This window comes from Agrobacterium sp. DE0009, assembly GCF_007680755.1.
GTDB classification, from domain to species: domain Bacteria; phylum Pseudomonadota; class Alphaproteobacteria; order Rhizobiales; family Rhizobiaceae; genus Agrobacterium; species Agrobacterium tumefaciens_B.
This window is the reverse complement of the sequence record NZ_VEIU01000009.1, coordinates 57,606-79,963: the sequence shown is the minus strand read 5'-3', so window position 1 is coordinate 79,963 and position 22,358 is coordinate 57,606. Positions and strand designations below refer to the sequence as shown.

Below are 22,358 nucleotides of genomic sequence, written 5' to 3'. Positions count from 1 at the left end.
GATGACTTTCGAACAGCAAGACCAGACCGGGCAGCAGAGACTAGCTGCGCTCAACGCGCGGGTGAGACAGGATCTGTCCTACCTCAACTATCCCGCAGCAAACTGGTCGAAACCGGTCTCTACCTCAGAGGGCCAGCGCGCCAGTGACGTCGTGATCATCGGCGGCGGCATGTGCGGCCTCGTTGCCTGGCATGCCCTGACACGGGCAGGGATTGCCAATATCCGGATCGTGGACCGGGCCGCAAAAGGCGAGGAGGGGCCCTGGGTGACATATGCACGCATGGAAACCCTGCGCTCGCCCAAGAACTTGCTCGGGCCAGCGCTCGGTATGGCGTCGCTCACCTTCCGGGCGTGGTACACGGCCCGCTTTGGCGAAGAGGCCTGGGAAGAACTCTTCCGCATTCCGCGACCGATGTGGATGGAATACCTGGGCTGGTACCGGCAGGTGATGGAAATCCCGGTTGAAAACAATATCCACGTCACCCGCGTCGTCCCACGGCCCGATGGGCTTCTGGAGCTGGAGATCGAGGGTGGGAGGGCTGCCCCGATCGTCACCCGGAAACTGGTGATGGCAACGGGGCGCGATGGCCTTGGAGAACCGACGATCCCGGATTTTGTGAAGGGCATGCAGCGCCACGTCAGCTGGGCGCATTCCGCCGACATGATTGATTTTCAGCGTCTGAAGGGAAAACGAGTCGTTGTCATCGGGGTAGGCGCGTCCGCTGTGGACAATGCAGCCGAAGTGCTCGAGCAGGGGGCCGGTGAGGTGCGTCTCCTTGCCAGACGCAAGACAATGCCGACCATCAACAAGTTGATGGGCATCGGATCGTACGGGGTCACCGCCGGCTTCGCGAAAATTGACCCTGAGTGGCGCTGGCGTCTCATGGATTATTCCGTCAAGCAGCAGACCCCCGCGCCCCACAATTCAACGCTGAGGGTGAGCCGACATCCCAACGCCTATTTCCATTTCGACTGCGGTATCCAATCGATGAAAGAAGAGGGCGGCGAGGTCGTCATCACGACAATCAACGGCCGCGTCTTCCGGACCGATTTCGTGATTTTGGGAACGGGATTCTCAATCGACCCCGTCAGTCGTCCCGAACTCGACATGTTCAACGGGCAGATCGCCTGCTGGGAGGACCGCTATACACCGCCAGCAGGTGAGGAAAACCCGGGTCTTGGGCGTTTCCCCTGGCTGCAAGACGACTTCTCCTTCACCGAGAAAGAGGCGGGTGCCGCCCCTTGGTTGCGGCACATCCATTGTTTCAATTACGGCTCATCGGTCAGTCTGGGCAAAGTCAGCGGAGACATTCCGGCCATCAGCGAAGGTGCGCTCTGGCTCGCGCGGGGTATCGCCGCTTCCCTGTTCATTGCCGACATCGATCATCACTGGGAAGCGCTGAAGGCTTACGAAAAGCCCGAACTTGATGGGTCCGAATGGACCGATGCGGATGCCGACCCCACCATGCAGAAAACAGCCTGAGGTTAAGGCGATGAGCAAAAGAACCGTTTATTATTACCACGCGCTCAGTTCGCCCTGGGCCTATCTGGGCTGGCCGCAGTTCAAGGCGCTGATCGAAAAGTACGATCTTGATGTCGTCATCCGCCCCACCCGCATCGTCACCGAAAACGGTGGTGTTCCCCTTCGTTCCAGACCTCAGCCGCGGCAGGACTACCACGCTGTGGAACTGGAGCGCTGGCGCAAGCGTCTGGGTATGCCGCTGGTGCTGAAGCCCAGATATTATCCCACCAACAACGAGTTTTCGGCGCGTATGGTGATTGCGGCCGACAGACAGGGCCTGCCTGCACTGGAACTCAGTCACGCGCTTCTGCGAGCCCTATGGGCGGAGGAAAAGGACGTCACTGATCCGGAGGTTCGTATTGAGGTGGTTAACAGTCTTGGTCTTGACGGCCGCTCACTTCAAGCGCTCGAAGACATGCCGGAGATCATGGCTGCCTGGCACGACAGCCACGCCGAAGCCCAGTCGCGTGGTGTCTTTGGAACCCCCACCTGGGTTTATCGCGACACGCTCTATTGGGGGCAGGACCGCCTGACCTTTCTGGATGACGCTCTTTCCGAGGATTGAAAAACAATGACAGCAGCACCTTCAGAAGACGTGATCGATCGCGTCCTCGGCCTTGATGAAAGCTCCGATCTGCTGAAACTCCGCGAGCGACGTTCGAAGCTCAAACACCTGACACAGACCAGCTATCTTGCAGCTTTGCGGCCGGCAGAACCGCGCAACTTTTCCTACGCCTTGCGGGCGGCACTTGCCGCGCGTATGTCCGCTTTATGGAAGGCGAAAGAACTCAATGCGCACTACATTGAGCGGCTTGCCGAGGAGGAGGGAGGCTCCGACCACGCATCAGTCGCCGATCCGTCATCGGTCCTTCAGCAAGCGGATTCCCGTTTGCAAGCGATCCTGAACCACGTTGATCTCGTGACCCTTACGCCGAAGAATGCGACCCGGGAAAATATAGAGAGACTCTACGCCGTCGGTCTCGACGACCGCGATATTGTCACGCTCGCCGGCCTTATTGCCTATGTGAATTATCAGGTGCTGGTCGTCGCCGGCCTCAAGATGATGAGGGACAATTGATATGTCACAGCCTTTCCATGAATTCACCCTCGATGCGCTTGACTGGCGTCCCTACGTCAAGCCTGTCGATCTCGCGACGGCGACGCCCGCGCAATTGTCGGCCCTGAAAGTCACCCCTTCAAATACGAAGGTATCCGCCTATGTTCTGGTGCTCGCCAATGAGGCGGAGGCGCTAAACGAGCGCACCCCGCTCTTCAACGATATCATGTATAGTGAAGGCGGATTGTCACGCGGTGGGCGCGAGATCGGCGCGCTGGCGGCGTCCTTCGTCAATCACTGCATCTACTGCGCCGCGGTTCACGCCAACCGTTATATTCAGCTTGAGAAACGGCCAGAGGTCGTGGACGAGATATACGAGAACGGGCTGGAAGCCGACCTCCCTGATTTCGAGCAGGCGCTGTTCAATTTCGGTGTCGATCTGACCGCACATCCAGACAATGTGGGGGTCTATCAATTTTATCACTTGCGGGAAATGGGCCTGGATGATCTTGAAATTCTCGACCTTATCCATTCCATCGCCATCTTCGGCTGGGCGAACCGGCTGATGCATACGCTGGGTGAACCACATCGGAAAGAATAAGTGAAGGCAACGGCAATTACGGGGACCGAGGCAGTCGTCCGCCCTTTCAGCGTCGCGCACCGCGACGTCCTCAAAATCGCGATACCGATGATGATCGCGTATCTGTCGACGCCGCTAGTCGGTCTGGTGGCGACGGGCGTCATCGCGCATATGCGAAACGAGGCGCTGGTGGGGGGTGTGGCGCTGGCCTCCGTGATCTTCGACGTCATCTTCGTGACCTTCAATTTCCTGCGTGGTGCCACAACCGGCTTTACGGCACAGGCAATGGGCGCCGGCGACCGGGTGGCTGAACAGCGCATGTTGCTGAGTGGCCTTATCATCGCACTGGTAGCCGGTCTCTTGCTGCTGCTGCTCCAGGGTCCGATCGGCGTGCTCGGCATGAGCGTTATGGGCGCAGAAGGGATTGTCGCGGAAGCCGCCACGACCTACTTCCACTGGCGGATCTGGTCGGCCCCCTTCGTTCTTTTCAATTTTGTCGCCTTCGGCTGGCTCATTGGCCGCGGTGAGGCTATGTGGAGCATGATCCTCCAGACACTGCTGAATGGCCTGAATGCCGCCCTCAGCATGCACTGGGTCATAGGGCTCGGTTGGGGAGTGGAAGGTGTCGCGATCGCTACACTGGTTGCAGAAGCCGTGACCGCTGGGGCCGGCGCAGTTTTGATCCTCGCCAAGACCGATCGCTCGGCCTGGCGGCTCCCGGACATACCTGCGATCAGACGATCTTTCGCGGTCAATGGCGATATGATGATCCGCTCCTTCGCGTTGCTGATCGGCCTGTCTTTTTTTACACGCCAGAGCGGCTTTCTCGGGATCGACGTCCTTGCCGCCAACACTATTCTGTTGCGGTTCTATTTCTTCGGCGTCGCCTTCCTCGATGGTGTCGCTACAGCGGCAGAACAACTTGCCGGCCGCGCCGTCGGCGCACGTTATCGACCCGCCTTCGATCGCACGATCAAACTGACGACACTTTGGGGTGTCATTTTCGCAGCGCTTGTTTCCTTGGCATTCCTGGCTGGCGGGGATTGGGTCATCACGCTGACTGCGCCTACCGATGCCGTCGCGAGGCTGGCTGACAGCTATCTGATCTACGTTGTGGTTCTGCCTGTCGTCGGCATCATCGCCTTTCAGATGGACGGCGTCTATATCGGTTCCACATGGTCCCGCCAGATGCGCAACCTCATGGTGGCATCCCTGATCATCTATTTCGCCGCCTGGGCGGTCCTTCAGCCGCTTTATGGCAACGATGGCCTATGGATTTCCCTGCTGTTGTTCCAGGGCGCTCGAAGCATCGCCTTTCGTTTCATGCTTCCGAAGCTAGCGGCGGCGACGTTCCGGTAAAGATGTGGCGGAAGGCTTTCAATTGGCAATCAGCCTTTAGGCAATGATCGCAATAGAGGTATCGCCCACGACATCTGAAGATATTGCTCAGGGTGATCTGCGCAGGCGCGACGGCCCGGGATCATAAAGCAATCCGGTCTCGTCATCGTGATAGAGTGTTACGATTGCTACGATGGAACCTTCCCGTCACATCGAAGGCGGCGATCACCGCACAAAATGAATGTGTGGCTTTCCATGGTAGGGGGAGGGAGAGACGTGGGCGTCTACGGAGAAGACGTCGCGGAGCATCTCGCGGGTCAGCACATCTTCGGGGGTGCCCGCGGCGACGACTTTTCCAGTCTGCATGACGAGCAGCCGGTCGCAAAACATTGCCGCATGGTTCAGGTCGTGCAGCGCAATGATGCTGGTGACGGCGAGCTCGGAGACGAGGCGCAGAAGGCTGATCTGGTGATGAACGTCGAGATGGTTGGTGGGTTCATCAAGGATGAGTTCTGTCGGCGCCTGGGCAAGCGCTCGGGCAAGGTGAGTGCGCTGTTTCTCGCCGCCGGACAGGCTCTGCCAGGCGTCGTTCCGTTTGCCGGTCAGTTCCGTGCGATCGAGCGCACGGTTGACTGCCGCCTCGTCGTCGCTGGTCCAGCCGGAAAACATCGATCGATGCGGGAAGCGGCCAAGCTTGACGACATCCACGACCTTGAGATTGGCGTTGGTGGTGGCGTGCTGCTCTATGAACGCCACGCGTTGCGCGATCGATTTTCTCCGGATCCTGCCGAGATCCTGTCCGTCAAGTGTGATCTGTCCCGAAAAAGGGCGATTGAGCCCGGCAAGGAGGCGAAGCAGGGATGTCTTGCCCGAGCCGTTTGGCCCGAGCAGTCCCAGCATTTCACCAGGCCTGGCAATGAGCGACACGTCGTTGACGATCGTCTTGGAACCGACCTTCCAGACCAGATTGTTGGCCTTTATGCTCATGATGCTCGCTGCAGCTTGTAGAGAATGACCGAGAAGAAGGGGACGCCCACCAGGGCTGTGACCACACCGATAGGCAGGACCTGTTGCGGGACCAGGGTGCGCGACGCAATGTCCGCCAGAACCATGAAAACCGCGCCTGTAACCGCACAGGCCGGCAGGAGCCTCGCGTGAAGGGGGCCTACAACGAAGCGGGCAGCATGCGGAACGACAAGACCCACAAAGCCGATCGTGCCAACCATGCTGACGATCGTCGCCGTCATGATCGCGGTCAGTGCAAAGAGAATGACCCGGGTGCGCCCAACATCGATACCAAGGGACGAAGCGGCCTCATCACCAAAGGCGAAGGCATCAAGAACGCGGGAGTAAAAGAGGCACACAACCAGGCCCAAGCCGACCACGACCGAAACAAGGGCAAATTCCGGCCAGCGGACACCGCCGAAACTGCCCAGAAGCCAGAACATGACGTCGCGTGCCTGCTGGGCATCTCCAGAGGTGGTCACAATATAGGAAGTTGCCGCGTTGAAAAGTTGCGACGTGGCGACACCCGCGAGGATCGTTCGGTCTGCTCCGCCGCGCGCGCCGCTCGACAGCAGCGCGACAAACACAAATGCCGCAAAAGCGCCAGCGAAAGCCCCGGCTGAAAGCGAGAAGGCACCGGCGCCAATGCCGAGGATGACGACTGCGACGGCGCCGGTCGATGCGCCGGCGGAAATGCCAAGCACGTATGGCTCGGCCAGCGGGTTGCGCAACAGCGCTTGCATGATGGCGCCACACAGCGCCAGCCCCGCGCCGCAGAAGACCGCGACCAAAGCCCGGCTCAGCCGATACTCCCAGATCACGGTCTCATGAATCCGGTTGAGCTCGACCGTCGTCCAGCCCAGCTTGTTGGTGATGGCCGCATATGTCGTCGACAGGGGGATTGGCATGTCGCCAATTCCCACGCTGATGCCGACCGCAAGCGCGATGGCAACAAGCGAACCAAGCGCGATCCCCACCATGGCGGGGACCCGTTTCGCGTGGTTGCCTGACGATGTGAGGCCGGTCTGCGTTGTCACTTCAGACCAAGCGTCTTAAGTTGCTGAGCGATCTGCTCGGCGCCATAGATCGTGCGCACCGTCGGGTTCATGGCCTGACCATCCATGACGACGATCGCATTGTTCTTCACCGCCTGCATCTGGCTCGTGCCCGGATCGCTCTTCAGGAATTTGATCTTGGCCTCGGACTTATCGAGGTCCCATCGGTTGCGATCAACCTGTGCGACAACGATGACGTCCGGATTGCTGGCGATGATGCTCTCCCATCCAAGAGCAGGCGATTCTGCCTCTGACGTAATGGCGTTCGTTCCACCGAGCACATCGGCGATAAAGCCGGATGCACTGTTCTTGCCGCCAAGATAAGCATCGGCGGACGGAGAGGGGCTGGAGAACCAGAAGACGTAGGACAGCTTCTTCCCGTCCTTTGGTGCATCGGCACGCAGCGCAGCCTCGCGCTTCTTCAGGTCGGCGATCAGCGCGTCCCCGCGGTCGGCCACGTTGAATATCTGTGCGAGTTCGTTGATTTCCTGATACAGGCCGTCCATGGTCCAGAGTTTCGACCGGTCGCCGTAACCGAATTTGTCCTTGGCGGCGCCATCCGCAACGCAGGTGCTTGGCGAGATGTAGCTCGGCACGCCGATCTTGTCGAAATCTTCCCGCTTGGCGACCTTGCTCAAGGGGCCGAGCAGGCTTGGCAGCGCGGCCGCCACGAAATCCGGATTTTGCGCCAGAATGGCCTCGAACGTTGGGAACTCGACGGTTAGAACCTTGACCTTCGCATTGGCTTCAGCAAGTTGCGGAAGAACCTTGTTTGGCCAAAAAGCTGTTCCGACCATTTTGTCCTCGAGACCGAGAAGCAGCATGATCTCCGCGCTGTTCTGCCCGAGCCCGACGGCGCGCTCCGGCGCCTTTTCGAACGTAACTTTCGCGCCGCAGTTTTCAATCGTCAGTGGATAGGTTGTAGACGCAGCTAAAGTGGGCGCAGCCAGCATGCCAAAAATTGCGCAAATACCAGCACGTGTAAGCATCCTGTTCATCGTCTCGCTCATCCTTCTGCGGCCTCGACCAAGTTTCGGCATTCTGTAATCGTCGGCAATGAGAAAAACAAGATTATAATTCTCATCTTTTTCGTTTCAGAAAAGCCAAATATTCTTGGCGATACCCGCGCGAGCGATGACGATCATTCGGCGTTGAACCGACTTTCTCGTTGTTCATGGGGGGCGCATCGCAAGCAGAAGCGGCGGGCTGGTTGCGCTGAACTCACCGTCAATGCCGCCGCCAGCACGGACCTAGGCTCAGGACTCGTTTTCTGCGTGGAAACCAACTGTTCTGTCGCCCTCGATCTCGGCGAATGGTTGGAGAAACACTGGATCGTCCGAGTTCACCGGACTCGCGGCCATGCGCAAACGCAGGATCAAGCGCTGGCATCAGATGCTGCAGAATCGCACTGTCGCAAGATTATGTCGTTCAGGATGACCTAGAAGCACAGATCGCTTGCGGTCTCCAAGTGAGCCTCGACAATCCCACCCCGGCCGACATCCATTTCGGACGCGGCCACGGCATCCTGTTCGGAGGCGAAAGGATTAAGCCCGACACTATCAAACAGCACCGCTTGAACCGTCAAACCAAAGCAGCTTAAATCAAACCTGCAAACAGCCGAATACTCCATTTTTTCCACCCCAAAAAATTTTTAATCATTCGACGACGGATAATAGCCTTATGTCTTTGCTTTCATCTCATTTTGACTCCTGACTTTTTCCGGCACCTATTGCGCTCAGCTTGTGGCACGATCAGATTTCCGTGATTTTCGACTCGCGCCCGCGGCAATCGGTCGAAGAAGGTTTTTTCGCATCCGTAGATGCTTACCTCGTCGGAGAGGTCGCCGTCGGCTTCATGAGAAGCTGGGCACAGCTTTTTGATCGATCTCGCCGAAAAATTGCACGCGACGGCATGGATGGCTATATCCTGCAGTTTTACACCGACGGGACGAGTGAAGATCGCCAGGGCCGGCATGCCGCCCGTCCTGGCGATCTTTACGTTCTTGACATGGCTCAGCCGATTGCAACAAGCGTCACGGATCATTCTCATCTCAGTCTCATCGTTCCACGCCGCATGCTGGCTCCCTTGCTAAAGGCACCTGACGAATGCCATGAACGCGTAGTGCCGGCTGGGTTGCCGATCATGGCGCTGTTGCGCGACACGATGGCGAGCTATTTCCAAAATCTGGTAGACATGCCTGTGGAGACCGCAGAAGCCGTTCTTCGCCCCTTGCTCGATCTGGTTGCGGTCGCGATAAGCGGCCAAGTCGATGAGGAAAAGACGGCATCGCTCAATTTCGCGCTTTTCGCCAGTGTGCGCCGGTATGTCGAAGCCAATCTTCTTGACTCCGATCTGGACGCACAGGTTGTCGCCGCCACTTTTGGATTATCTCGTCGTAGCCTTTATAGGATGTTCGAGTCGACGGGGGGCTTTGTCCATTATGTGCAAGAGCGGCGACTCCGTAGAGCGCATGCTGCCTTGCGGGCGCTTGAGACCCGCCATGTACCTATTGCGACGATCGCCGACAAGCACGGCTTTCCGAATCCGGAAAACTTCAGTCGTGCTTTTCGCCGTCTGTTCGGGATGACGCCGAGGGAGGCAAGGGGGCTGGCTCTCGCTCTTTCACAAGGGCCACGTGTCGGAGAACCGCAAACGGCCTGGAGCCACTGGATCGGTCAGATCGGAAGGTGACGCCCCGAGCGCTTGGACCGCTGTCAGCATCGTGCCGCAAACTATGAATCTCAAACAAGAACTATGAATGCCGGCCGGGTGCATTGCTGTATGCATTCGGTCCGTGTCAGCGGATAGGTGTCGCGATGACTTGAAGCTCTTCATTATCCGCTCTCGTCGTGGGATCGGCTGATGGGAATTTTCCGCCTGATCGTTCAGTCCCTTGTGGGAGCGATGCTCGATCCCGGGTATGACCTCCCGCTTTGCTGCGTCGTAAGAACAAAGCTTGTCGGTGACCATCCCCCGCGGCGATCGTACCTAGCACTTCAACAGCTTGCGCGTCAGGCGCTTTGCCGCCTTGGCATTGCGGCGGCTTTGCACCAACACCTCCAGGACGAAACCGTCCTGATCCACAGCGCGCCAGAGCCAGTGCTTCTTGCCACGGATCGAAACGACGGCCTCATCGAGATGCCACTTGTCGCCGAGCCGGCCGGATGATCGGCGACGGACCTCATTGCAAAGGTCCGCCCGAACTTCTCCGCCGACAGCCGGACCAATTGATGCGAGACAACGACTCCACGGGCAGCTAGCAAATCCTCGACCATCCGCAGGCTGAGAGGGAAGCGGAAATAGAGCCACACCGCGCGGGTATGATTTCAGCGGGAAAACGATGGCGGCGATAGAGCGGATCACGGAGTGTCATGGCCTAGCATCACACAGCCATTAGGACGTTTTCGGACTGGTGATGAGATTGGCGACTTGCCGCTTTGCCATGTCTTCTCGTCCGCCTTTCGGGTCCTTTGTGCAAAAGGAGCCCACAAGAAGATGAGCCGCTGCAAGCGGGTCTATAACCCAAGTTCAAGGTCATGAGGTTCGAAATGCGGCGGTCGATGGAATAACAACCTAACGATTATCATACGCGTTATGGCCGTCTACGGCGGGAACCGCTTAGAGGGGCGTTGTGGAGAAGAGATGTGACGGTCTGCACGCGGACGGTACCATGCAGTATGGCAAAACACACGAAACCATGGGTGAAGCACCGAATAGCCATCAGGATGGCATGTGCCATCTTGATGGCGAGAAGGTTTGAGGGTACAGTGGGTCTTGAAAAGGAGTAATCCATGGTAACCCCCCAACTATCTGTCCGCAGTTCCAAAGCTCGCGACCTTGCTCATAAGCTCGCCCGCCGAGAAAATCGCACGATCGCCGATATCGTCGAGCGCGCGCTCGAAACCTATGAGGCTCGTGAGGCAGGGCGTGAACCCGCTGCGAAATTTTACGGCCGTCTTTCATCGCAGTCGGGTACGGATATCGATCTCGATAGCATCATAGATGAGAACAGACGTCCTCACAAAGGCGTCGAGCTTTGATTTTTCTCGACACGAATGTGATATCGGAGACTTTGAAGAAAGCTCCCGATTCGGCTGTAATAGCATGGCTGGTTCGTCATGATGCCGAATTGGCATTGCCGACGATTGCGGTTGCTGAAATCGCTTTTGGTATTCAAAAGATCAGGCCGGATCAGCGCGCCGATCGCTTGGACGAGGGACTTTTGAGTTGGCGCCGCCGTTTCTCTGACAAGATGTTTGCCTTTACTGAAGAAGCTGCATTGGCCTATGGCGATATCATGGGAGACGCTGCGCGGCAGGGGAGGGGGATGTCGGTTCCGGACGGCATGATCGCGGCGATAGCGCGGATCAATGGTGGCCGGTTGGCAACCCGAAACCTTAAAGACTTCGAGACAACGGGGCTCGAATTGATCTCGCCCTGGCAATTCTGACAGTGAGACCCGCTCCTACAACAATCGTGTCGCTCGCCCGCTTCTGGGTGTAGCACTGTTGTAATAGCAAGACGCCTGCTGAACCGACCGATGCCGTGATTGCTCCAGCGCCTCGGGAGGGGAATGCCTCGGTTTACCGCTTCCGTCAGATAGCCAGACCGTAGTCCATGCGCCGAAAACTCTCCCGCGTCCAATCCAGCCATTTCCGCCCGCTGCTTGGTGATGGCATTGACCGACTGCGGATCGAGCGCCCGTTTCGAAACGTTGCCCCATTTCCCGATCCCAAGAAACTCGCTTCCCTTGCCGATTTTTGCGACCGCCATCCAGACTTTCAGCGCCTCCACCGGCCGCCCGGTCAGATAGACGGTATTGTCCTGCTCGCCAGTCACGGTTTTCGTCGGCCCAAGATGAATTGCAGGAGAGGGGAGGGGAGGACCGCCTCGCATCTCGATGGGCGGCTCGATAGTCAGCTCCTCCACACGAAGCCCGACGATTTCGCTGCGCCGGCTGCCGCCAGAGGCAGAGGTGACCATCAGGATTGCCTTGTCGCGTAGGTCGCGCAAGCTGTCGGAGGCGCAGGTCGCCAGCAGCTTCGTCAGAACATCGGCTGTAACTGCTTTTGCGCTCTTGCGCGCTCGGGCTCGCGGAATGGCGCGCACGGCCAGACGAATGGCGGATTTGAGGGCAGGGGTCGATCGCTCGCTTCTCCGGATCCCAGAGATGATGCGCCACGAATTTTGGGAGCAGCGCTTCGGTCGCCGGCCACGGCAGAGATTTGCCTGCCGCTGCTAGGCCCCAGGCTTCGAGATAGGCCAGATCGGACGTCAGTGCCCGAAGCGTGTTGGCCCTCGTGTGTAACGAGTTTCGACAGGTTGATCTGATGATCAGTGACATCCGGCGGTGACGCTAGACAACGGAACGCAAACTGCAGATCATTGAGGATAGATGCCCAAGGGGAGACCGTTTCCTCTGCGGCTCGGCGACAAGGAGTTGTGCCAGCTCTTCTTTATCGCTGGAGTAGGTTCCTGAGCGAGGGAGGTGCGGTGGCCGTGGATTCTGACGAGCAAGTAATCGGCAATTCCGAGGAGAAACCGCTGGGTTCGAAGTACGCTCATGAGATCGAAAAGCGTCTGCGCTGGCACTGGCGCAGACGCAGACGGCAGTCAGCTAGTTGGCGCGTCGACGAAACCTATGTGAAGTTCCGCGAAAAATGAAGGTGCCTGCATCGGGCCGTCGACAAATTCGGCCCGACGCACAATGCCAAAGCGGCCAAGCGCTTTCTCGGCGAAGCCTTGAACGGCTCGAAAGACTGGGAAAAGCCAACGACAATTAACATCGACAAAGCTCCTACATATGGCGTTGCCATCACAATTGAAGGCCGATGGCAAATGTCCTGGAGACCTTGTGCACCGGCAGATCAAATATTTGAACAATGCTGTTGATGCTGATCATGGCAAGCTGAAACAGTTGATCAGACCAGGGAGGATTGAAGACGCTCAAGATAGCCTATGCGACGATCAACGGCTTCGAGGTCAGACGGGCTTAGCCAGACGTCAACCTGAAGCGCATGTGTTTGTATGACAGCGGGATGCCACACGATTGCAGGACCGCGTTCGGCCTTTCCAATTGATCTTGCATCCCGCGGCAGGAGCAGCACGCGTGACCATCGCCCCTCGACAACGCGTGATCGCAGCAGTTGATGAAATGAATTACAAACCAACACCTTAGGGAAGTCGCTGCGCCCCAACGGTTCGGAGCCCATCAAGAGCAATACGATTTGAATCCTCACTCCAACACGCCTCCGCTCACTCTTCTCGATAGCTGGCTCGTCCCCATCAAGTTTCCGAAACGGACGGCAGTAAGTTCCGGATTGGACGAAGTTGCAATCCGAATTGGACGCATGTAAACTCCGACCTGAACGCATCGGCAGTCCTAGAATTTGGTAGCGATCAGGAGGAAAAATAGATTGAAAGGGGAAAGTCCTTCTGACCTCCTTTATCCGAGAGGCGCAGCCGAGCGAATTAGGGTCGCGCTCAAAGATACGCCAGTCGTACTTGTGAACGGACCGCGGCAGTGTGGCAAGACGACGTTGGCTCGAACCCTGCTCCAGACAGATCGTCCGTATTTCACGTTAGATGACGAAACGACCTTACTATCAGCAAAGACCGATCCAGTAGGCTTCGTTCGTCAGATTGATACCGCCATCATAGACGAGGTGCAGCGTGCACCGGAGTTGCTGCGTGCCATAAAACAGGCTGTAGACAACGATCGGCGGCCTGGGCGATTTTTGTTAACCGGCTCAGCAAACATTCTCGCACTCCCGACGATTTCCGATAGTTTGGCCGGGCGGATGGAAGTCGTTACCTTGTTGCCCCTAGCTCAGTCCGAAATTCGACGCAACCAGTCGAACTTCCTCGATTCCGCTTTTGCCGGAACGGTCATAGCGCCTCGCAATCCAACGGTCGGAAACGACCTGATGGAGCGAGTGCTCATCGGCGGATATCCTGAGATGGTCGGTCGTGGCGATCCCCGCCGTCGATCCGCATGGGCTAGAGAATACATACGAGCCATCGTTGAACGAGATGTGCGCGAAATTGCCGACGTCGAACGCCTGGACCAAATGCCGCAGCTTCTGCGGGCGCTCGCGCATCATTCGGGACAGTTGCTCAATTTCACCCAATTGGCCGGCCAGGTCGGCATCGATGACAAGACCGCCCGGCGATATATCGGACTCTTCGAACAGCTGTTCCTAGTTCGTCGCATCGAGCCCTGGTTTCGAAACCCTTTGAAGCGTCTTGTTAAGACACCAAAGCTCCTGTTTCTCGATAGCGGGCTCTTAGCTTCGTTTGTCGGAATGACGATCGATCGAATTTCAAGTGACCGAGGACTATTTGGTTCATTGCTGGAAACGTTTGTCGCTGCCGAGATCCTCCGGCTTGCGACCTGGAGCGAAGTCCGATCAACCTGCCATCACTATCGGGATAAGGATCAGGACGAAGTAGATATCCTTCTCGAAGACGAAGCTGGCAATATGGTTGGACTTGAAGTCAAGGCCGCGGCAACGGTGACCGCAGCAGATTTCAAAGGCTTACGCAAAGTAGCCGTGGCCACCGGACGCAACTTTAAGGCAGGCTGGGTGCTGTACGACGGCGACAAGATCCTGCCATTTGGTGATAATCTTGCGGCGATACCGCTATCTTGTCTCTGGTGCGATTAAAGTAAGGGCAGGATTTAAGTTCGATTCCCTTCAAGGCGAAGACGCCGAAAATAGTGAATACCCTTTCCGACGCGAAGTCGCCGGTGTTTCGCGGGTCGGTTCTGTCGTTCGTAGAGTTCGAGGACCAGCAGATAATCTACTCTGACGGAAGATGCCCGCGAGGCATGGTCTTTCTAATAGGATACTCAGCCACAGGCATAGTTTATACGAGCACCCTATGGCGTTGCGAAATCACGATTTGCCGCCCTCCAGCGACTTTCAAAACTGTGCCCAGACTTCCAAGTATTGATTTTGGCGACCTCGTTCGCGCATAGCGCGTGCAATGGATCCCGCTCCATTTCGAATTCATCATCCAGCACAATACCGAACAAAACGCACTCCGTTCGGTACTCTCCACGTTCCCGGCTCTTAAATTTCAATGCAACTCGAGTCACCAACGCATCCAGTTTCCGATCTTTCCAATTTACGCTACCAAAATCGTCAACGGACGTGTCGACGTTCCCGAGTTCCCAGCCATCTCTCTTCTGCGCATTGAGCCAGTCAGTAAATTCCCGATAAGTAGGCGAATTCGTCTGTAATGCAGCTAACCCGCCATCGGATGTCAGCGACGCTTTGAGGAAACTTGTAAACTTCGTCAGCCGCGAATTCGCCGCTGGGCCGTTGACCTTTTGGAGTTCAGCTTCAACGACGCCTCGGCGTGACTGCTCCTCTTGTCTCCGAATATCGGACAAGCGCTCCGCTTCGTGAGCTGCAAGTCTTTCAGCTTCCTGCTGCTTCACTGTTTCGAGTTTGCTGGCTGCTACTCTGGCGGCAGACTGTGCAACCTTATCGCTCTCAATCCAAATCGGGAGGAAAATGCCAGCCTTTTCATCACGCTTCATAGCTTGCGCCAGCTGCTGCAAGGAGCTGGAGGCTCCATACACCACACGGCATTCATCACGCAGTATCATAGGGTAAACTTGTTCCAAAGTTTTGTCACTTATTACCCTCAGAGGCTTCGTCGTCTCGACGAGCGCAGTGACCTCTTTCAGCATTTCTTCATGAACATCAACTGTGTCCGCGACTACGACGCATAGGTCGCCCTTCTCAGAAGCAATTTCAAAAGCGCCAAATCCACTTCGAGATCCTGCTTCGACTCCAGACGTCACTGCGGTGACGAGAGAGATTTCCTTCTCTTCTCGTTCTGCTAGCTTTTTGTAGTCAATCGCATCGAACACGCGAAGTTTCTTAGCCTCAAGTGCATCCAGAAATGCCACGGCGAAACTTGGTTGCGCCTCGAGGAATGCCTTTCTTTTTGCAATAATCACGTCCACCCGTTCTGGACTCCGGCTGTCGCACGAGCTTATCTTTACAACTGTCGCACCCATTGGCGCGAGGATGTCTCGTAGACCACGTCTAAGCGAGGGTGTTTCGTCAAGGCCGATCAAGCATACAGCCGCGTAATCTTTCGAGAATGAAAGGCCTCCGTTTAAAGTGCGAACGAGTGATGGTGCATCAGCGGACGCATTAAAAAACGAAACTACGTCACCCCCCGCGCCACTCAAGAGCACCGCGTTTAATGGCGTGACTGCAAAAGGTGCGTTCGAGTTGTTCTGAATAACTTCGGGCCCCCCTGCACCCGCAGCCTGGTATCCGGCAAGTTCTGTCGCCAACCCGGTTCTGGAAATCAATGTTCCGAGTGACTGTCTTGCGTTTTCGAGGACCTCAAGGTCATCCGAGATGACGGCATCGGCAGAAGTTTTTAATTCTTTAACGACTTGCGGGAGTTTTGGGGAAGAAATGTTTCCTGCGACCCATTTTGTCAGCGATGCACGCGTCGCCTCAAGCGCCTTTTGATGCGCCAGAACCTGCTTCTGACGGTCGTCAGCGCGCTCCTTATCTCTAGCCACAACAAAGTCCCTGTAGCCGACTAACGGGATCAAAATGGCCTCGAGGTCAGACGATGCCTGTTCAAGATTTGACGTGTTTCCAGTCGGTAGCGTAACACCCAGGATAGAGGCCTTGTCGGCGACTTGTATAAGGTTCGGGATTTGTGGGTTGAGCCTGATGAAAACTTGGGCATCATCAAGCAGAATACCGGCTTTCAAGCGAGCAGCTCTCAATTCTGCTGCGACGGCTCGCTCATAAGAAGTCTTATCTGCGAAACCCTTTTCCTGCGCGCTCTTGAAGGTGGCCTTGTCAGCAAATCCTGATGATCGAAAGGCTACATATTCGGTGCGTGTATCGAAACTAAATCGCGAAGCTGCTCGATACTCATCTGCGGTCTCGAACCCACCGGCTCTCGCTTTCCCGTATTCCTCCGCCGTTTCAAATCCTGATCGTGACGCCGCCTCGAAATCGACGTTTGTCTGGAACCCGCGCTGCTTCGCAACGAGCATCATCTGTGGAGATTTGAACCCTCCCTTAACGGCTTGAGCATATGTTTCGCCGTCTTCAAAACCCATACTCTGGGCCACTTGACGTTCTGTCACTGAGCGAAACCCATCCTGCGCACTTTGTTCGATTAGGTTAAGTGCGTAGTCATCGAGATAGTCCCCAGTGGGCGCTCCAAATGCAGCGGTATATGCTGCAAATGCCTTAACCGTCCCAGGTCCGACAAGACCATCGGTCGAACCAGTATAGAACTTCAAACGCGTCAAGGCGATTTGCAGACGTCTCACGGAAGAAACCAGAGTGGTCTGCGTCATCACGTCAGTAGACGTTCCCGCTGTGTAGCTGTGAAACAAGATCGATCCAAAGCCCTCGCCAGCACTTAAAAACGCATCCTGCGGAACAAGTCTAAGATCCTTCAATGTCTGAAGGTTGGGCTTGGCTTTGTCCTTGAACAGGGTCCCCGTTACGATGGCAAATGAGCCGTTACGCGAACGCGTTATAAGCACCGGGCCAAGAGTTGCGGCAAAAGTCTGCGCGACGGCAGCGGCTTCGTCAAACGTGGGCCGACTAGAAACTACCAGCCAGATCATCGTTGGGTTGGGAGTGGGCAAGGATGCCGGCTGGACGATCGTCAGACCCGCGGTGAGCTTGATGCCGGCTCTGCCCTCAGGTGCGGCGCTCGCGGTTCCTCCGATCAAGCCATGCAAAACGAAAACGCAGCAACTTAATATTGCAACTCTACGCACGAAAATATCCCCGATCCCCTACTGGAGATGATATTAGTCGAAGATCATGTTAGCGCAACTAGATGTTGTTCATGCTACTCGCTCTTTAGGAATTTTGCATTCACCCATCCATTTTGGCCGGTTTCTTTGACCAGGATGTGGACCCAACCAGCCTGCTCATCGACAATGGTGACAACAAGCCCGGTAGCCAGCACCTCGATCAAGGGCGAACGGGGATCTGGTCGTGTCCGCATATTAAGGTTGGTTATAGTTTGCGCTACCCTCGCGCTTGTATTCGCATCTAACGGAACCTCTGCGACCTTAGGGGTCGATTTCACTTCCTTTGTGGTCAACGTAGGGAGAGGCGAAGCTGAATTATTAGCGTCGTTGGCGGACGCGGCAACGCCACCTATCTTCTGCGCCAGTGCAGCCTCTATTGCGATGTCAAACGCCTGCTTGACGTCGTTATCGATACTTCGAAATTGCCTCTCGGGCGGTTCCTCTTCCGCCGCCTTCATCCCAGTTGGAAGGGCTGTGAGCTTTTGATCCGTGGTTGTCGATGGCCATTGAGTGCCCCCAGACGTCTGGCTGCTTTGGATCTGGTGTTGACCAGATGAACCATCAATTCCTGTTTGAGGTGAGCCGGGTGAAATTCTACCAGAAACAACCTCCGGCTTGGAGGAGAGGTTTGCTAAGACCGTCGCGCTGACCGTCATCGCGACGATGATCCAGAAATTTCGATAAGGTGCAGACATTGGCGATTATCCCCTGTCTACTTCGATTTGCTTCATCTGGACTAGTGCATCGTACAGGGTCTGTGGAGGTGCTTTTCGAAGGCGTTCTGCAGATTGACAAAGGCTTTTCAACTGATCAGGAGCATTTGCGAGTTTTTGTTCAAGCCCCACGCGTTCCATGGTGATCGTGCTTTTGACCTGTTGAACCAGATGAGGCTCGGTTGGAGCTGTCGGGTTGAAAGCAAATTTTTTGCCTACGGAGCTCGCCCACGCTTCCACTTCACCGACTAGGGAGGGTCCAAATCCTGGAAGCTTCGTTACGCGCCAATTTTTCACATCAAGGGCATTGGCAAAACCGTAAGAGGCGAGGGTTGCTTTGCGACTTTGACCGACTCCTGGTATTTTCGCTCGCGCGATCAACTGCGATTTCATGTAGCTCGTGAACTGTCGCTCGCGCTTGGTCTTTTCCAGCTCGCCAAGCATCTCACGCTCTTTCGCTGGCAAGCCTGAATAGGTGCTGGCAAGCGTCAAAAAAAGTTTACGTTTCTCTTCAAATATCGCCGGACCTGCTTGGGCAAGCCAAACCTGTCGTTGCTCGTCTAATTTGGCTTTAGCATCCCGGTATTCGACCTCAAATTTCCGCTTCAGGCTTATCGAGAGAGTAGTCATCACGAGTGCCCCAACGCACAGCGCTGTTCCCCAGAAGCCGTGCACGAACATTGCAAGGTAGCCCCCGACCGCTAGTGCCGCGGCTCCCGCAAAAACCGTTAACGCTCTCTCAGATCTGGCAGCCCGCCCCGCTTTAGATAACTGGAGGGCTGGAAGCGGCGGTAACGCGATTTCCAGCTCTGGAACCGAGGGCGGCGCAGGAATTGCCTTAATCGCTTCAACTATGTGGCTTATATCCATAAAGTCAGTTCGCAGCGATCCCGAAGGCGTCGAGCACATCGGGCGTAATGGTTCCGGTGACTTTGAGATTGTAATCAGTTTGCATCGCGATCAGCGCTGATTTGCATCCTGGTCCGACCTGACCATCAATCAGACCTGAATAGTAGCCATATGCAGTCAACGCTGTCTGTACCTGCATCACGATCCTCTTGAATTTGTCTGTATTGCCGGCAAGAGGTTTCAGCGGCGCAGGGCTCGGCGTGACTGGCGGACTGTAAAGCGGGGCAGGCGTTGCTGGTACCGCGGGTGCCGCAGGCGCGCTGGGCGCAGACGGATAGATCGAGCGAGCGGGTGGGCTGTAAGATGGGGAGGGCGATGAGTACGTCGACGATCCACCGTAGCTGTATCCACCTCCGCTACTTGATCTGTGACTTGAGTGCGAGCGGTGGCTCGAATGGGATCGATGTGACCGGTGGCCCGCAAGCGTGAAGACATGTTTGAGTTTCAGCCGTTCGAGAATTGTTGGAACAGAGTTCTTTTTCTCGACAAATTCACCAATTGGCATCGCTGTCGTTTTAGAGGGCAGAAAACCGGCCGCCAAAAGCGATGGGATCAAGAATATCCGCGATTTCATAATGGCCCCAATGCAGCAAACCCCTGCCGGTGATCATACCACTGAAAGAACCCACCACAAGTTCCGCGAGCACTACAACTATCGCAAAAATCAAGATACTTTCGTTTCCAGTCGGAAATCGTTGACGGTGCATGGCCCCGGTAATCCTGAGGAACCGAGCAGGCTGGGAAGTTATAGAGCCAAGCCTGAATCCCACGCGCAGCAGCAATATCTATCGCTCTGGCGAGAGGATCGAAATCAGTCGAAGTGTCTTTGAATGACGTCGTCCAATTCATCCGACCGTATCCGATCCGTTCAAGCTGCATCACGGCCCAGAAGGATACGGCACTCAATCTCGTCGATACAAAATCGGCAAGAGCTGGCAGGTCGTCCCAATTCTGCTGCAGAACAACTGTGCGAAGTTCTACTGGAGCACCTGCGCGAAGCAGAGTAGCGAGCCCACGTTCGAGAAATCTGAACGCTCCCTCTTTCCCGACTATTCGATCATGGACGTCGGCTGTGGCTGAATAGATCGGGACACCCCATAGAACACGATCCCATCCCAGGTCGGAAAGCGTTTCGATATCTCCGCCATCGAGATGCTGGGCGTTGGTCAGAACGTGGAAGCGAATATCCGGCCGGGCTTTTGTGACGTGCGAAAGCGTTTGAAACAGTCGGTGCTTATGCAAAAGAGGCTCACCACCGGAGATGCCGATCGTAGCGCCTATCGGGGCAAGCAAAGCCGCGAGTGCGAAATGGTCAAACATGTCATGGTGCTGCTTCTTGGGCGGCTGCGAACACATTACGCAGAGCTGGTCACACTGTTCAGTGACGAGAAATGTGTTGTGCTCGGACTTAGCTCGGATCAGACGATGAGCGCTGGCTTGTCCTGGCAGGAGGAGAAGCACGTCTCCATCCATGCATTCATCGACGCCTGCGTAAACACCCAGGGAAAAGCCATTGAAATCGTACTCCCGTCGCCCGCCCGTAACCTCAACTAAAAAAGCATCGTGCTGACCGTTGGCGTCGGAAGGAACATCGTTGAGCCTGACGACCAGTGGAACGTCGAGTGGTATGGGATCGACTTTGAGGCGCAACTCGATCATCGGTGAGACTTTGCAAGTGAGCGATCGAAGCGAGCAGATCCTGACCATATGGCAAGGGATTTTTGAACCTTCGGATCGTCTGAATAGATCAGGGAAAAAATCTTATCGAACAGGTAGGTATGGCGTTGGCAGAAATCGGTGAGATGTTTTGGGAGATCGATCCGTCCGTATCGTGACAGGTCGTCTACCAGGTCAACACCACAAAAGGCCTGATAGGGACAATGGACGCAATCCGGGTGGAAGTTGTTGATCGCCTCGCCGTTTAAAATCTCAATCTTTTCCCGGTTCATGCCGTTGAAGACATCGCCCATGGATAGGTCCAGCTGCCCCACGCGGGTCACCATGCGCGCTTCATCAGTGGGATAAAATTTCCCGTCGTAGTCTATGACGGCATAGCTTTGACCGATGATATTAGGGTTACGAAGATCGGCGTGGTGGTTATGGCCGGACCGCAGAACCCGTCTGAGACAGTGCGTGAAATAATACTCTTCAACGGGTTGGTCAGCATCCCAGTTGAAAGCAACCAATTCATCGATGAACTCCGAGTGGTATTGATTCCACACCGCTGCGCTCTTGCGAGCGTCAAACTTTTTGCGGGCAAAGCCCTGGTAGTTCACGGGGCGCAGATAAATGGATCGGAACCCATAGTGAATGAAAGACTCGATTAAGGCGCTCGGTGGCGGCGCGTTGCGTGGGTCGACGGTGGGGAGAGCTGAGACTTTGTCGGCGCCCAGTCTTTCGATTGCGGTGTCGAGATTAGTGAAAAACGCTGTCGTTTTCTCGTCACTCACAGTTCTCTGCGCTTGATGAATTGCTCTCGTCGCATCGAGTGACGTGCTGGTGAACACGTCGGGCTCTTTCAGGACCGCCCAAGCTTCATCTGAAACCTCCTGCAGGTTTGTACAGATGACAAAGTCACAGTGATCGAATTTGCCTCGACAGAATTCCATCACATCCTTGATGACGTCGAGGCGCAGGAGCGGCTCGCCTCCCTGAAACTCGATCTTGATGGTGGTGGTCGACAGGCCGTCAAGGAAGCTGACGACACTGGCTAAAGTTTCAGCATCCCAGTCGAAACCTCGTGCATCCTCGTTGACGCGCGATACCTGACAATAACCACAGGCCAGGTTGCATCTTAGCGTCGGCACCAGAATAACGTAGTCGATCTGAGCCGGAAGGTAGAGACGGCTGGCGAAACGCTGCTCAAAGCCAAGATAAGTGAGGTCGCCCACATCGCTGAACGCACTACCATTCGCATCTAAGAATTCGAGATCTGACGCCAGCAGCTCGTCGCGGGCATAGCGGTGCAGAAATGCTTCGCCTGCTTTGAAAAAGCCACCGGCGTCATCTGCAAAAAGGACATTACCGTCTTCGGTTACGCGAAACTTAAGAGGTGCGACCAGCAATGCCTGTCACTCCCTCAATCAGCATTTTGCGCATTGGCAACGTCTGTTCGAAAATCTTCTGACGATAGAGACAAAACTGAAATTCCTGCTTCACGCGTGGGTCAGTTGCATTTGTCCCAGTGAAGCGAACGATATTTCCATTGACGCTAAGCTCAAGCTCTGGATGCAGATATTGGAACCGCACCGAGGCGTCCGGGAGCCATCTTATAAGTAGCTCGTCGATGATCAAATGCGAACTGCTGGGTTGATTTTCCATTTCAAGACCATTCATTAGACGCCAATCAGGCCG

19 protein-coding genes and 4 pseudogenes are annotated in these 22,358 nt (G+C 55.8%); 11 read left to right on the top strand and 12 right to left on the bottom strand.

Going from position 1 to position 22,358, the window contains the following annotated elements; translation table 11 throughout:
* The first annotated feature begins 1 nt into the window (after window position 1).
* Genes FS804_RS22215 through FS804_RS22195 form a run of 5 tightly spaced genes read left to right on the top strand, consistent with a single transcriptional unit; the run spans window position 2 to window position 4,518 of the window.
* Complete coding sequence (locus FS804_RS22215; RefSeq protein ID WP_144578973.1) at window positions 2-1,483, top strand: NAD(P)-binding domain-containing protein; 1,482 nt, start codon at window positions 2-4, stop codon at window positions 1,481-1,483.
* 10 nt (window positions 1,484-1,493) lie between these two features.
* Window positions 1,494-2,087, top strand: coding sequence for a 2-hydroxychromene-2-carboxylate isomerase (locus tag FS804_RS22210; protein WP_144578972.1), 594 nt, complete (start codon window positions 1,494-1,496; stop codon window positions 2,085-2,087).
* Between the two features lie 6 nt (window positions 2,088-2,093).
* Window positions 2,094-2,600 (top strand): CMD domain-containing protein, encoded by a 507-nt coding sequence (locus FS804_RS22205; protein WP_144578971.1) that lies wholly within the window; start codon window positions 2,094-2,096, stop codon window positions 2,598-2,600.
* Window position 2,601: 1 nt separating this feature from the next.
* Entirely contained in the window at window positions 2,602-3,180 is a 579-nt protein-coding gene (locus tag FS804_RS22200; protein WP_144578970.1) for a peroxidase-related enzyme, read from the top strand.
* Window positions 3,181-4,518 (top strand): MATE family efflux transporter, encoded by a 1,338-nt coding sequence (locus tag FS804_RS22195; protein WP_144578969.1) that lies wholly within the window; start codon window positions 3,181-3,183, stop codon window positions 4,516-4,518.
* Window positions 4,519-4,722: 204 nt separating this feature from the next.
* On the opposite strand, the gene FS804_RS22190 is transcribed toward FS804_RS22195, so the two are convergent.
* Genes FS804_RS22190 through FS804_RS22180 form a run of 3 tightly spaced genes read right to left on the bottom strand, consistent with a single transcriptional unit; the run spans window position 4,723 to window position 7,546 of the window.
* The gene (locus tag FS804_RS22190; protein WP_144578968.1) at window positions 4,723-5,484 is read right to left on the bottom strand and encodes an ABC transporter ATP-binding protein; all 762 of its coding nucleotides are present in this window, start codon (window positions 5,482-5,484) and stop codon (window positions 4,723-4,725) included.
* The gene (locus FS804_RS22185) at window positions 5,481-6,482 is read right to left on the bottom strand and encodes an iron ABC transporter permease (RefSeq protein WP_144579031.1); all 1,002 of its coding nucleotides are present in this window, start codon (window positions 6,480-6,482) and stop codon (window positions 5,481-5,483) included. Before FS804_RS22185 ends, FS804_RS22190 begins: the two co-directional genes overlap by 4 nt.
* Before the next feature lie 53 nt (window positions 6,483-6,535).
* Window positions 6,536-7,546: an ABC transporter substrate-binding protein gene (locus FS804_RS22180; RefSeq protein ID WP_210244458.1), complete on the bottom strand. Its 1,011-nt coding sequence runs from the start codon at window positions 7,544-7,546 to the stop codon at window positions 6,536-6,538.
* Between the two features lie 772 nt (window positions 7,547-8,318).
* On the opposite strand from FS804_RS22180, the gene FS804_RS22175 reads away from it, so the two are divergent.
* Complete coding sequence (locus FS804_RS22175) at window positions 8,319-9,248, top strand: helix-turn-helix domain-containing protein (RefSeq protein WP_144578966.1); 930 nt, start codon at window positions 8,319-8,321, stop codon at window positions 9,246-9,248.
* 123 nt (window positions 9,249-9,371) lie between these two features.
* Here FS804_RS22175 and FS804_RS22170 read toward each other — a convergent pair.
* Window positions 9,372-9,930, bottom strand: a pseudogene (locus FS804_RS22170) (IS6 family transposase); the annotation flags it as partial.
* A 418-nt stretch (window positions 9,931-10,348) separates the two neighbouring features.
* Between FS804_RS22170 and FS804_RS22165 the strand changes: the two are divergent.
* Both FS804_RS22165 and FS804_RS22160 read left to right on the top strand, forming a co-directional pair.
* Window positions 10,349-10,597 carry a type II toxin-antitoxin system VapB family antitoxin gene (locus tag FS804_RS22165; RefSeq protein ID WP_144578965.1) on the top strand — a complete coding sequence of 83 codons (249 nt, stop codon included), beginning with the start codon at window positions 10,349-10,351 and terminating at the stop codon, window positions 10,595-10,597.
* Window positions 10,594-11,007, top strand: a complete 414-nt coding sequence (locus FS804_RS22160) for a type II toxin-antitoxin system VapC family toxin (RefSeq protein WP_144578964.1) — start codon at window positions 10,594-10,596, stop codon at window positions 11,005-11,007. Before FS804_RS22165 ends, FS804_RS22160 begins: the two co-directional genes overlap by 4 nt.
* Window positions 11,008-11,022: 15 nt before the next feature.
* On the opposite strand, the pseudogene FS804_RS22155 reads toward FS804_RS22160, so the two are convergent.
* Window positions 11,023-11,901: pseudogene (locus FS804_RS22155) on the bottom strand (tyrosine-type recombinase/integrase).
* Window positions 11,902-11,917: 16 nt separating this feature from the next.
* Here FS804_RS22155 and FS804_RS22150 point away from each other — a divergent pair.
* From FS804_RS22150 to FS804_RS22140, 3 genes and pseudogenes are all read left to right on the top strand, one after another.
* Window positions 11,918-12,140 (top strand): annotated as a pseudogene (locus tag FS804_RS22150) (transposase); the annotation flags it as partial.
* Window positions 12,114-12,553, top strand: a pseudogene (locus FS804_RS22145) (DDE-type integrase/transposase/recombinase); the annotation flags it as partial. The pseudogenes FS804_RS22150 and FS804_RS22145, both read left to right, overlap by 27 nt.
* A gap of 420 nt (window positions 12,554-12,973) precedes the next feature.
* On the top strand, window positions 12,974-14,224 hold the full coding sequence (locus tag FS804_RS22140) for an ATP-binding protein (protein ID WP_144578963.1): 1,251 nt from the start codon (window positions 12,974-12,976) through the stop codon (window positions 14,222-14,224).
* A 215-nt stretch (window positions 14,225-14,439) separates the two neighbouring features.
* Here FS804_RS22140 and FS804_RS22135 read toward each other — a convergent pair whose 3' ends face one another.
* The 7 genes from FS804_RS22135 to FS804_RS22105 form a co-directional block, all read right to left on the bottom strand.
* The gene (locus tag FS804_RS22135; RefSeq protein WP_144578962.1) at window positions 14,440-17,343 is read right to left on the bottom strand and encodes a hypothetical protein; all 2,904 of its coding nucleotides are present in this window, start codon (window positions 17,341-17,343) and stop codon (window positions 14,440-14,442) included.
* A gap of 74 nt (window positions 17,344-17,417) precedes the next feature.
* The gene (locus FS804_RS25270) at window positions 17,418-18,077 is read right to left on the bottom strand and encodes an SH3 domain-containing protein (protein ID WP_246665938.1); all 660 of its coding nucleotides are present in this window, start codon (window positions 18,075-18,077) and stop codon (window positions 17,418-17,420) included.
* A gap of 6 nt (window positions 18,078-18,083) precedes the next feature.
* A complete protein-coding gene (locus tag FS804_RS22125) occupies window positions 18,084-18,776 on the bottom strand; it encodes a hypothetical protein (protein ID WP_246665937.1) in 693 nt (230 codons plus the stop codon).
* Between the two features lie 193 nt (window positions 18,777-18,969).
* Window positions 18,970-19,578 carry a His-Xaa-Ser repeat protein HxsA gene (gene hxsA / locus FS804_RS22120; RefSeq protein WP_144578960.1) on the bottom strand — a complete coding sequence of 203 codons (609 nt, stop codon included), beginning with the start codon at window positions 19,576-19,578 and terminating at the stop codon, window positions 18,970-18,972.
* On the bottom strand, window positions 19,575-20,663 hold the full coding sequence (gene hxsC / locus FS804_RS22115; protein WP_144578959.1) for a His-Xaa-Ser system radical SAM maturase HxsC: 1,089 nt from the start codon (window positions 20,661-20,663) through the stop codon (window positions 19,575-19,577). The genes hxsA and hxsC overlap by 4 nt, the downstream gene beginning before the upstream one ends.
* On the bottom strand, window positions 20,660-22,069 hold the full coding sequence (hxsB, locus tag FS804_RS22110; protein ID WP_144578958.1) for a His-Xaa-Ser system radical SAM maturase HxsB: 1,410 nt from the start codon (window positions 22,067-22,069) through the stop codon (window positions 20,660-20,662). Before hxsB ends, hxsC begins: the two co-directional genes overlap by 4 nt.
* Window positions 22,050-22,340 (bottom strand): hypothetical protein, encoded by a 291-nt coding sequence (locus FS804_RS22105; protein WP_246665936.1) that lies wholly within the window; start codon window positions 22,338-22,340, stop codon window positions 22,050-22,052. The genes hxsB and FS804_RS22105 overlap by 20 nt, the downstream gene beginning before the upstream one ends.
* Between the last annotated feature and the right edge of the window lie 18 nt (window positions 22,341-22,358).